Source organism: Leptolyngbya sp. FACHB-711, assembly GCF_014695615.1.
Classification (GTDB): Bacteria; Cyanobacteriota; Cyanobacteriia; order Elainellales; family Elainellaceae; genus Leptolyngbya_A.
Genome location: NZ_JACJOR010000330.1, coordinates 1 through 11188, shown reverse-complemented (window position 1 = coordinate 11188; position 11188 = coordinate 1). Strand labels below are relative to the sequence as shown.

Here is an 11188-nt window from a genome sequence, read left to right as displayed (position 1 = left end):
TGATCGGCTTGGGGGTGATGCCGTGCTTTTCGTTGTACTCTTGCTGGATGACGCGACGACGCTCGGTTTCACTGATGGCTCGTGCCATGCTGTCGGTCAGGTTGTCGGCGTAGAGAATTGCCTGTCCCCGAACGTGACGCGCTGCCCGTCCGATTGTTTGAATCAGCGATCGTGCTGCCCGTAGGAAGCCTTCTTTGTCCGCATCGAGGATCGCGACGAGGGAAACTTCCGGTAAGTCCAGACCTTCCCGCAGCAAGTTCACGCCGATCAGCACGTCAAACTCGCCTGCCCGCAGATCTTGCAGGATCTCAATTCGCTCGATCGAGTTAATCTCGGAGTGGAGATAGCGGACGCGAATCGCTCTTTCTTGCAGATACTCCGTCAGGTCTTCTGCCATGCGCTTCGTGAGCGTCGTAACGAGAGTACGTTCGTTTTTTAGCACCCGCACCTGAATTTCGCCCAGCAGATCGTCGATTTGTCCGTCGGTGGGACGCACAAACACTTCTGGATCAAGCACACCCGTGGGACGAATCACCTGCTCTACGACGTGACCTGTACCTGGGATATAAGACCTCGACTCGTTCTTGCCTTCGCCCTCGACTTCAAACTTGCCGCCCGATTGCTCTAGCTCCCAGTCGCCCGGCGTTGCCGAGACAAAAATGCACTGATTCACCTTCTCCCAGAATTCGTCGGACTTGAGCGGTCGGTTATCTGCCGCGCTGGGCAACCGGAAGCCGTGGTCAATTAGCGTCATTTTGCGCGATCGATCGCCGTTATACATCCCGCGAATTTGGGGAATCGTAACGTGAGACTCGTCGATCACCAGCAGCCAGTCTTTCGGGAAATAATCGATCAGGCATTCGGGCGAATCGCCTGGATTGCGTCCTGCCAGATGGCGCGAATAGTTTTCGACCCCGTTGCAGTAGCCTACTTCTCGCAGAAGTTCCAGATCATAGCGAGTGCGCTGTTCAAGTCGCTGTGCTTCCAGTAATTTATTTTCGCCTTCCAGTTCCATCAGACGTTCTTTTAGCTCTTGCTCGATCGCATCACAGGCTTCATGAAGCCGATCTTCAGGAGTGACGAAGTGACGCGCCGGGTAAACGTTAATCCCGTCCATGCTTTGCAGCGTTTCGCCCGTGAGCGGATCGATGTAGCGAATCGCGTCGATCTCATCGCCAAAGAATTCCACCCGAATAATCCGATCTTCGTACGCCGGACCAATCTCCAGCACGTCGCCCTTCACGCGAAACTTGCCGCGCCCCACTTCCAGGTCATTGCGCTCGTACTGCACCGAAGCCAGATCGCGCAGAATTGCCCGCTGGTCTACCTCCGCACCTACCCGAAACGGAATCGCCGCGTTTAAATACTCGTTCGGAATGCCCAGACCGTAAATGCAGCTAATCGACGCGACCACAATCACATCTTTGCGCTCAAATAGCGATCGCGTTGCCGAGTGCCGCAGCATATCGATCTCGTCGTTGATCGAAGCGGTTTTGGCAATGTAGGTATCGGTCACCGGAATATAGGCTTCCGGCTGATAGTAGTCGTAATAGCTGATGAAATACTCGACCGCATTATCCGGGAAAAACTCCCGCAGCTCATTGCACAATTGCGCCGCCAGGGTTTTGTTATGCGCCAGAACCAGCGTCGGCTTGCCCACGTTTTGAATCACTCGTGCGATCGTATGAGTTTTTCCGGTTCCGGTTGCGCCCAGCAACGTCTGAAACCGATCGCCCTGCTCCACCGATTTAGTCAGCTTCTGAATTGCCTTTGGCTGGTCGCCTTTCGGCTCAAACGGGGCTTGAATGTGAAAGTCTGACGGATGTGCCATGGGGGTGCGCGTCCTGCGAATGCCTTATCCTCTATGATGACGAAATCTGCGGATTTTGTTGGCATTCTAAAAGACAGGTTGCCCGAACGCAGGCGATCGGATAAGCGAATTCCCCTGGGGGAATCAGTTTGCGGGAACTTGCTGTCTCATTAACTTCAAGGCATTGAACCTCGGGGCATTGAACCTCGGGGCATTGAACCTCAGGGTATAAATCTCAGGATATGAATCCCAAGGTAGTAAACCTCAAGGCATTTTGAGACTTTCAGCCACGGGCGATCGATCTCCAACCGTCCAACCATTCTGCTGAATCAGTTTTTCTAATCGCTGCACTCGCTTGCCGGGATTAGGGTGGGTGGTGAGAAAATCGATCGGTAGATCTTTCTTCTCGCTTAAACGGGCAAAAAAATCAGTTGCTCCGGCAACCTGTCCGTAGATTTTTTGCAGAAGCGTAACACCCATTTCATCAGCCTTGTATTCCTGGTTTTGGGAAAACCGAGAATTGCCGATCGTCTGAGCAGCAGAAAGGGCGATCGACTGAATGCCGCTGATATCCCCAAACAGACTAGAGATGGTAATCTGCATCAATAATCCGCGTCCGAGCTGGCGGAGGTGATCGCGATGGGCAAAGTGTCCCAGTTCATGCCCCAAAACCATCATCAGCTCATTCTCTGATTCTGCCTGCTCGATTAATCCTCGATATAAAATAATTCGATCGCCCGGTATCGCCAGTGCGTTCACCGTTTCATCTGGAACATACAGCACTTTGTAATCTCGCTGTTGTTGCTCGGCAGACAAATGCGGTTTCAGGCGATCGAGCAATTGATTCAGGGTGTCTTGAGCTGAGGAAGGGGCTGCCTGTTGTTCAAATGCGGGGACGATCAGTGCTCCAAGCTGGCGTTCAACCCCCGGAGGAATCCAGCCAATCAGAACGCCGACCATCAGATCAACAGACAGAAATAGGGCGATCGTCAGCCCCACAAAAAAACTGAGCAACAGCACGATCTGCCGATTTTTGGGCGGAGGCGAAGCTTCGCTATAGTCCGCCATGCCGGGAGGAAGTTCGATCGACATACGGTAGTTCTCGCAGTTCTTGCGGGCTAGTTACGGGTGGGTCGAAATGCCTGGAAAAAGTTAATCAGCGGATAAAGCTGCCGCGACTGAATCCACAGTTTGCCTGTGCCTTTAAACCGACAAACCAAGCCCTCGCCGCCTAAAAAGCCCGTCCGCAAACCCTTAAACGATAAGCCGCTCAGCAGTTCGACTTGGTATTGCAACGTCTCTTCAAACGCCACGATATAGCCCGTATCGACCACATATTCCTCCGAAACCGGAATTTCCAGGATTCCTCCGTATGAGCTAAACCAGAAATCCCCCGTACCCGATGCCCGCAGCAAAAACAGCGACTCGCCGCTAAAAAAGCCTTTAGCTCCCTGAAATTTGGTGTCGATCTGGATGCTGGGGCTGGCAGCAACAAACCCGGAAGACTGCACCATCAGGCTTTTGCTTCCGTCTAGTCGGTAATACTGGATATCGCCGGGAACTCGTGGGGAAATCATCAGCTCGCCAGGGTTGTTTGCCGCTGTAAACTCGCTGACAAACAAAGACTCGCCGCTCAACACCCGCCCGATGCCCTTCATCAAGCCGCCCTTGGCTTTGGATTTCATCTGGATGCTGCTGTCCATTGCTGCCATTGCGCCCGATTCTACCAGAACGGTTTGATTGGCTCTTAGCTTGATCGAGAGCGAGGCGTAGGCAGGCGCGTGTTCGATCTGATAGGCAAATTCAGAGTTTGTGGTGTTTTTAGTGTTTGTCATTTTGAGTTTCCTGAAGAGAGGGGAGGGGCGATCGTTGTTAATTTCATGTCTTAGCGAGGCGGAAGCTGGCTGCCAATCAATTGACCAAACGTGCGGGGATTGTGGGTCTGGCAGTACAGTTTGCCTTTGCCCTTAAATCGACAAACAAACCCCTCCCCGCCCATAAGTGCGCCCAGCCAACTAGAACCCGGTTTCGTAATCGAAAAGCTGAGGGTTTTCTCAAAGGCAACAATGTTTCCGGTATCTACAATGTATTCACCGTCTACGTCTACTTCGTAGATGCTGCCAAAGGAGTTCAGCAACACTAAACCCGTGCCGCTCGCGGTGAGCCAGAAGATCGCTTCACCAGAAAAAATAGACTTAAATCCTTGAAATCCCAAATCAACGCTGACATTGCCCGTGGACGCCAAATAGCTGGTGGATTGAATCACGAGATCCGTTCCGCTCAGCGTGTATGCCACAATATCGCCCATCATTTTTGGGGCGAGATAAATTTCGCCAGGAGTGTTACCAGAGCGAAACACACTTAAAAACAGCGATTCGCCTGTGACGATGCGCTTGAGTCCTCCCAATACGCCGCCGCCCTTGCCCTTTCGCAGCGTGGTATTCACATCAAGGCTGGCACTCATGGCAACCATCGCACCGGCTTCGGCAATGATTTCTTCTCTGGGAGCCATGTTGATTTTGGCGATCGCACTATCGGGTCGGTGGAGGATATCGAGTTTCATGGTTGAAAAGTTCCGTGAAGGGGTGAAGGGGTACAGGGGTAGATGAGCGGATGGGGGATGGGGGATGAGGGAGTGAGGGGCAACTGTTGCGATCATTGGGGGGAAGAACCGTTGGAGAGAAGCACTGCAAAGCAACTACAGCTCAAGCGTTGTATTCATCGCCCAATTTCTTTCTCTTACCCATCCACCCTTTTAGATCTTCGATCGAACAAATCGCACTAAACCGTCTACGCTGCGCGATTGCAGGTAAATTCGTCCCTGACCGGAGAGGCGGTTCACCAGTCCTTCGCCGGAAGTGACGGAGCCAACTAATCCGCCTGCCATTTGGATATTCATTTTGATTTGGGGGTCATAGGCGACCAGATGTCCGGTGTCTACTACCAAATCGCCGTTGACTCGTCTTTGCGTGACACCACCATAGCCGCCGAAGAAGACTAACCCTTTGCCGCTCAGCTTCAGCTTAAATAGCCCTTCGCCCGATAGCCAGCTCGAAAAGCCTGCCCAGCTTACGCCCATCCGAATTCCCGGGGTATGGGCGAGATATGCCCCTGGCTGAAAACAAATTTCGTTGTTATTGAGTTCCACCACGGCAACATCGCCGATCGTTCCCTGGCTGAGTACCAGTTCCAGTGGTTCTCCGGTCGTGTTCTTAAACTCGTTGACAAACAGCGATTCGCCGCCCAAAAACGTCTTGAGCAATGCTGAAATTAAGCCACCCGAAAACTGGGTCGTCATCGACACACGGCTTGCCATACTAACCATCGCGCCTGCCTCGGCAGTAATTCGATCGCCGGGTTGCAGCGTCAAAAAAACTGTTGCGAATGCAGGTTTGTAGCGAATCTCGTATTTCACAGCGATACCTCACAGCGAGCTGACTCGACAGATGCAATCACTCTTTAGAACTCTTCAGAAGCATTTCTAAAAATCCGCCTGGAGTCTGGTTAAGAATGCGATCGATGTGAGTATTCCCGGTGAGAGAACTTCGGAAACAAACCGATTGACACAAACCGATCAAATTAGATCAAGTCCGTCTCACCTGCCATTTTGAGCGCACGCGCCACTTGAGTTACCTGCTTACCCTGAAATCGTGCTACTTCCAGGTTGTCTGCGGTGGGCAAGTTGTTTTCCAGCCCAGAGACGGTCGAAGCTCCGTAGAGTGTGCCTGCCTAAAACAGTGAGGGATCGGCATAGCGCAGCAGCACAAGAATCAGTCCCAGGTGCGTCATTGGGTTAACCCTAGGGTTAGCTTTTAAATAGCTCGCTTTCGAGCGCTAGGGGTAGCTCAATCACAAACTCAGTTCCCTGATCCAGAGCCGAATGGCAGGTTAACAGGCCGCCGTGCTTGTCAACAACCACCTGGTAGCTAATCGATAGCCCCAGTCCAGTGCCTTTGCCGATCGGCTTAGTGGTGAAGAAGGGTTCAAATAGCCGTTGCTGCACCTGTTCGCTCATGCCAATGCCATTGTCTGCAATCCGAATCTGAATGCGGTGGCTGTGAATCTGCTGGGTTTTGATCGTAATCGCGGCGGGATGATTCTGAATTTCCTGAGGGGAACGAGTGCTATTAAACTCATCGAGGGCATCGATCGCATTACTGAGAATGTTCATAAAAACCTGATTGAGCTGTCCGGCATAGCATTCAATCAGGGGTAAATTTCCGTAGGCTTTGACCACCTGGATTCCCCAGTGACCTGCGGTTTCCTTCAGGCGGCTCTGCAAGATCATCAGCGTGCTATCAATGCCCTCGTGAATATTCACCGCTTTGACTTCCGCTTCATCCATCCGGGAGAAGGTTCGCAGTGCCAGAACAATCTTTTGGATGCGATCGGCTCCCACTTTCATCGAAGTCAGGAGCTTCGGCAGATCTACCTTGAGGAACGCAAGGTCGATTTTCTCGGCTTCGGCTGCGATCGCGGGAACGGGAACCGGATAATACTGATGATACAGATCTAGTAAATTCAGCAAATCATAGGCATACCCACCAACATGCGCCAGGTTGCCATAAATAAAGTTGACGGGATTATTAATTTCATGGGCAACCCCTGCCACCAGTTGTCCTAAACTCGACATTTTTTCGGTTTGAACGAGCTGTGCCTGGGTGTGCTGAAGTTCGTGCAGAGCTTGCTCTAGCTGTTGAGCTTTTTCGCGTAACTCGACTTCAGATTGTCGTAATGCCATTTCAGCGTACTGTCGCTTGATGCCAAGAGCAATTTCCTGTGACACCAATGCTAAAGCGTCGAGCGTTGAGAACGACAAAGGCTGTCGTGCAAATATTGCCATCACTCCCAATAGCTGGTTCTCAACCATCAAAGGATATCCGGCAAAAGCAACCATCTTTTCTTGCTTTGCCCATTCTTTATTGCTTACACGGGGATCATCCAGAACTGAATTTGTCAGATGGGGTTGACATTCTTCGGCAATTAAACCAATTTTAAATTTTCCGACTGGAACACGGGCATGATCGCCATCCAGATGAGTGTATAAACCAGAACTTGCTTTCAGTTCCAGCATATTCTCCTGAGCATTCAACAGCCAGACTCGCGCAAATGCAGCACCGAGATGAGAAACCATTGCTTCAGTGCAGTATCGCAGCATATCCTGAAGTGTCTTACCTCGGGTTAACGAAGCATCAACATCAGCCCGAAATGCAGCCAAATTAAGCTGTTCCTGAAGCGTGGCTTCTGCTTGTTTGCGATCGGTAATATCCATCACCGTGCCAAACAAAGCAGTAATTTGACCTGCCTCATTGTTGACGATTTCTGCTTTGGCGTTAATTAGGTGCGTTGATCCATTCGGATGAAAAAATCTGATTTCAACATCATAGGGGATGCCTTCATGAATGGCTCGGTCAAACGTTTGCTGAAACCATTTCCAATCGTCAGGATGAAAGATTTGAGCGTGTTCCTCCAGTGATGGCGCGGTTGCGCGTGGCTCCATTCCAAAAACGCGAAAGAGTTCGTCCGACCAATTTACAGTTCCCGTTGCCACATCATATTCCCAGCTTCCCATTTGGGCAACGCGCTGAGCTTCTTGAAGCCGCTCTGTTGTGCGTTTTAGGGTAGTTTCTGCTTGTCTGCGCTGAGTGATATCAGTGCAAACTCCCAACACGCCAAAAATCCGCCCTTCTTGATCGCGCAAGGGCAGCTTCTTCGTTTCCATCCACACCACAGTGCCATCGGCGACGGTGACGGGTTCACCCAGATTTAAGACAATCTCACCCGCGATCGCTTTTTGATCGTCCACTCGGAAACCAATCGTTTCTTGCTCTGGATTACCAAACACCTGATCAGGGGGAAATCCAAGTTCCAAGTCATCTTTACCAATGACGTCTTCAGGCTTGCGATCGATCGCGCTAAGGTAGGTTTGATTAGCAAGCAGGTAGCGGAAATCGAGATCTTTAACAAAGATCCAGTCTGTGCTGGAATCAATCACATTTTGCAGCAAGCTAGACTGATAGCGTAGCGCTGCTTCGACTTGTTTACGGACAGTAATATCACTTTCAATCGCCACATATTGATAGGGTTTTCCCTGCTCATTTAATAATGGAACGATCGTTTTATCCACCCAATATTCTGTACCGTCTCTAGCGCAATTTTTGACTTCTCCCCGCCAAATCGCACCGCTGCCAATTGTTTGCCACATCTGGCTAAAGAACTCTTTAGGATGGTGCTCTGAGCGAAGCAGATGATAGGACTGCCCAATCAGTTCATTTCGATCGTATTTAGAAATTTCGCAAAACCGATCATTGACATAGCAAATCATGCCTTGAGGATCAGTCATTGCCACGATCGACGATTGATCCAGCGCAGATTGAATATTTGCCAGATCGCGGCTCTGATGCTGAACCTGTTTCTTCAGGCTTGTATTGAGTGCGTGAACCTGCGTCTGAAGCTGATATCGTGCGACCGCCAGCGCGAAGTGAATTCTAATCGCTTTCACCACGTTGAGATCGGTTTCCGTCCACGCTTGAGCCTGCTTCGGTTTGTGCTGTCGCCACTGTTTGAAAGACTGACGCGGCATCGTCTGCCGTCCATCAGGCTCAATCCTGCCTGCCCATAGGGTTTCCGTCTCAATTTCATCTCGAAAGAGCGTTAGACAGCCGATCGTCTCCGCTCCCCCATGCAGGGGCATGATTAGTAAACTTCGGATAGGAGTGTCCTGAAAACGCTGGTGCAGAGATTGGCATCGGGGATCGTCGACTAAGTCTGCGATCATCAGTTTTGGTGACAACAGAGCAGCTTGCCAGAGAGGCTCCTGTTCCAAGCACGAGTCAGGGGCAAAAGACACCTGGACGGGTTGGGTTCCGCAGCAATATAGTTCACTCGCCTGCCCCACAGCACTCGGCAGCAGCAACAGTCGCCCCCCCACCCCGCCGATCACTTCAACGGTTGCTTTCAGAGCTGCCTCAAACGGATTTGCCGCTTCACCATGGAGCAGGGTCGCGATTTGATTTGCAGTACGCTCCTGGAATGCCTGGGTCTGCACCTGAACCAACAGCGCAGACTGAGCGATCGCGATCGTGACCTGATCGACCACCAATTGCAGAAAATGCAGCTCGGCTTCGGAAATGGGGCGAGGCTCGGCATGATGGGCAACCAGCAATCCCCAAAGCTGATCTGTTTGCACAATGGGAACGACAACCGACGATTGCACGCCCATTGCTTTTAGATATTCAGCGTGGCAGGGGTCAATGGGGCGGTAGTGAATGTCGTCAGATGTGCGATCGGCTGACTCAATCGATCGGGGCTGACTCCAGCCAATTTGTGCGGTGGATAAATCAACAATCGAGCGTTGCCGCGCCTGCAAAAACCGCTCTCGCGCCTCAGCGGGAATATCGTCAGCAGGAAAGTGTAGCCCCAGCAAGGAAGGTAGCCGATCCTGATGAATTGCTTCTGCAATCACCTCTCCGTGTTCATCTGAGTAGAATCGATACACCACGACGCGATCGGTTTCTAAAAAAGCGCGAATCTCCGTCACAGTGGTTTGCAGAATCTCCTGGAGCTGAAGAGATTGGCGAATTCGATTTGTAATTCGGTGCAGCAGGCTTTCCTGCAAGGTTTGAAACTGCAAGCTAGACGGAGAAGGCAAGGAGGTCATAGTGCAATATGTTTGACCAGCGGTGCTCGATTAGCATGCCCAGCAAGAAAAGGTTCCTAACAGCGACAGGCTGGCAGTCTAGACGTGCAGTTGTTCATATTTTAATGAGAGTTTAATACAGGGTTTGCATCTTAATTTGGCGGTTCACAGCTTAATGCAGCAATTTATTCGATCGAATTAGCCGATAAAAAAAGCAGCCCTGGTTGGGCTACTCATTAATCAGCGAACTCTGAAGAATGTACTGTTTCGTCTTTTAACAAGAATTGCTTTTAAGAAGCTTGAGGAAGCTCCATTTTCATGGGCGACTGGGCACGATTTGAGCGAGTTTTTATTGCACGCTCGCCTGAGGATTCGATGCTCCAGGAAGCTGAACTTCTGCGGGCTTAATGAATCCAAAATAGAAGGCGACCGCTGCAACAATAGCATTGAGCCAGATATTATTGCCCAAAAGCGGCGTAATGCCAAACAGAGTATTGGTAAAAGGAATTAGCCCTAAAATTGCACCCAGCGCGTAAACGATCGCGAAGATGCGATTAAAGACGATCGAGCCAGTCAGACTGGTGAACGCTGCAATGCCCCACAGCCCAACGAGAATGCCGATCGCATTGTGGAAGTAGTTTGTCGGAAACAGACCAAACAGATAGCCAAATCCCATTGCAGGAATAAAGCTGTCAGGAGGAATAACAAAAGCAGGCAAAAAGCCAGCCAAACCCAAAAACAGGAAAAGGGTTCCCAGGCTGAGGGCAGCGTAGCGAATTGAGGAGTTTGCAGTGGTTTGCATGGCAGTATTTCGGGTTTCCAATAATCTTGTTTGCTGAAATCAATCAGCGATTTTCACGAACCATTTCTTCACAAATGATTGAATCTTGCTTCGCTAACATCACGTCTGTAGCGAATCGATGCATCTAACGGATCGGTCTAACGAATCAGGTGCAGCACATCCCGAAGGACACTGTAACCTGCGATATCCCAGAGGAAATAGGCGACAAAACCAATCATTGCCAGACGCCCGTTCCACAGCTCTTGCTGAGGATTCCAGCCAAAAATCCAGGCATTGCGATCAGCTCCGTTATAAGCAGGGGCGATCGTCGGAACTTGAGCAGTATCAATTTTTGGTGCGGTGCTTGCAGTCTTCATAATGACAGCCAGTTATTCATGTATTTTTTGATTATGGTATTCATTCAGATCACTGCAATGGTCTGTAATAGGGTCGAGTATCCGCTCTGTCAAAAGATTGGAATCCAACGTTGCTTGCTGTAAGCAATCAGGGTAATGAAAGTAACAATCGAACTGTTATTACTGATTACTCTTATGATTTACAGGCAGCATTTAAGAGAATGCGGGAGAAGTGACAGTGAGCCTATATCTCCTCATATATCACCTCTGCGAATTAGGATGCTCTCCAGGAGGCTACCCGCCTGAATCCTGATCGTGCAAGTAGGCATTCCTCCGGAAGGTAGATCCGCTGTTCTACCTAGTGGTAGAAGATTGACCTAGGGCGATACGCTGCATCTTGCTAAGCCTGGTCAGCAGTTAGAAGGGATGCTGTTCTAGATTCACTGCGCTGAATTCGTTCCTGGATTCACTGCTGGATTCACTGATAGTTATCACCCTCCTGAAGCTAGGATCTGTCACTGGAAATCATGGCAAATTTTAATCTCTCTGAGACTATTTTTGGCAGTGACAGCGAAATGGCGATGCCCATGCGATCGCGCTTT

8 protein-coding genes are annotated in these 11188 nt (G+C 50.5%); all 8 read right to left on the bottom strand.

All coding sequences use genetic code 11. The features are described from left to right. On the bottom strand, positions 1–1831 hold a 1831-nt coding region (gene uvrB / locus H6F80_RS13545), incomplete at its 3' end, for an excinuclease ABC subunit UvrB (RefSeq protein WP_190792067.1). 243 nt (positions 1832–2074) lie between these two features. Beyond that, positions 2075–2902: a M48 family metallopeptidase gene (locus H6F80_RS13540; RefSeq protein ID WP_199296558.1), complete on the bottom strand. Its 828-nt coding sequence runs from the start codon at positions 2900–2902 to the stop codon at positions 2075–2077. Between the two features lie 26 nt (positions 2903–2928). Beyond that, entirely contained in the window at positions 2929–3645 is a 717-nt protein-coding gene (locus H6F80_RS13535; RefSeq protein ID WP_190792066.1) for a TIGR00266 family protein, read from the bottom strand. A 50-nt stretch (positions 3646–3695) separates the two neighbouring features. Further along, a complete protein-coding gene (locus H6F80_RS13530; RefSeq protein WP_190792065.1) occupies positions 3696–4373 on the bottom strand; it encodes a TIGR00266 family protein in 678 nt (225 codons plus the stop codon). 192 nt (positions 4374–4565) lie between these two features. Further along, positions 4566–5225: a TIGR00266 family protein gene (locus H6F80_RS13525; protein WP_190792064.1), complete on the bottom strand. Its 660-nt coding sequence runs from the start codon at positions 5223–5225 to the stop codon at positions 4566–4568. Between the two features lie 390 nt (positions 5226–5615). Then, on the bottom strand, positions 5616–9470 hold the full coding sequence (locus H6F80_RS13520; RefSeq protein WP_190792063.1) for a GAF domain-containing protein: 3855 nt from the start codon (positions 9468–9470) through the stop codon (positions 5616–5618). Between the two features lie 328 nt (positions 9471–9798). Continuing rightward, positions 9799–10251: a DUF4383 domain-containing protein gene (locus tag H6F80_RS13515; protein WP_190792062.1), complete on the bottom strand. Its 453-nt coding sequence runs from the start codon at positions 10249–10251 to the stop codon at positions 9799–9801. A gap of 137 nt (positions 10252–10388) precedes the next feature. Beyond that, on the bottom strand, positions 10389–10607 hold the full coding sequence (locus H6F80_RS13510; protein ID WP_190792061.1) for a chlorophyll a-b binding domain-containing protein: 219 nt from the start codon (positions 10605–10607) through the stop codon (positions 10389–10391). Between the last annotated feature and the right edge of the window lie 581 nt (positions 10608–11188).

Coding starts and splice junctions, on each gene's coding strand:
- H6F80_RS13540 (WP_199296558.1), bottom strand. CDS start 2,902: ATGTCGATCGAACTTCCTCCCGGCATGGCGGACTATAGCGAAGCTTCG.
- H6F80_RS13535 (WP_190792066.1), bottom strand. CDS start 3,645: ATGACAAACACTAAAAACACCACAAACTCTGAATTTGCCTATCAGATC.
- H6F80_RS13530 (WP_190792065.1), bottom strand. CDS start 4,373: ATGAAACTCGATATCCTCCACCGACCCGATAGTGCGATCGCCAAAATC.
- H6F80_RS13520 (WP_190792063.1), bottom strand. CDS start 9,470: ATGACCTCCTTGCCTTCTCCGTCTAGCTTGCAGTTTCAAACCTTGCAG.
- H6F80_RS13515 (WP_190792062.1), bottom strand. CDS start 10,251: ATGCAAACCACTGCAAACTCCTCAATTCGCTACGCTGCCCTCAGCCTG.
- H6F80_RS13510 (WP_190792061.1), bottom strand. CDS start 10,607: ATGAAGACTGCAAGCACCGCACCAAAAATTGATACTGCTCAAGTTCCG.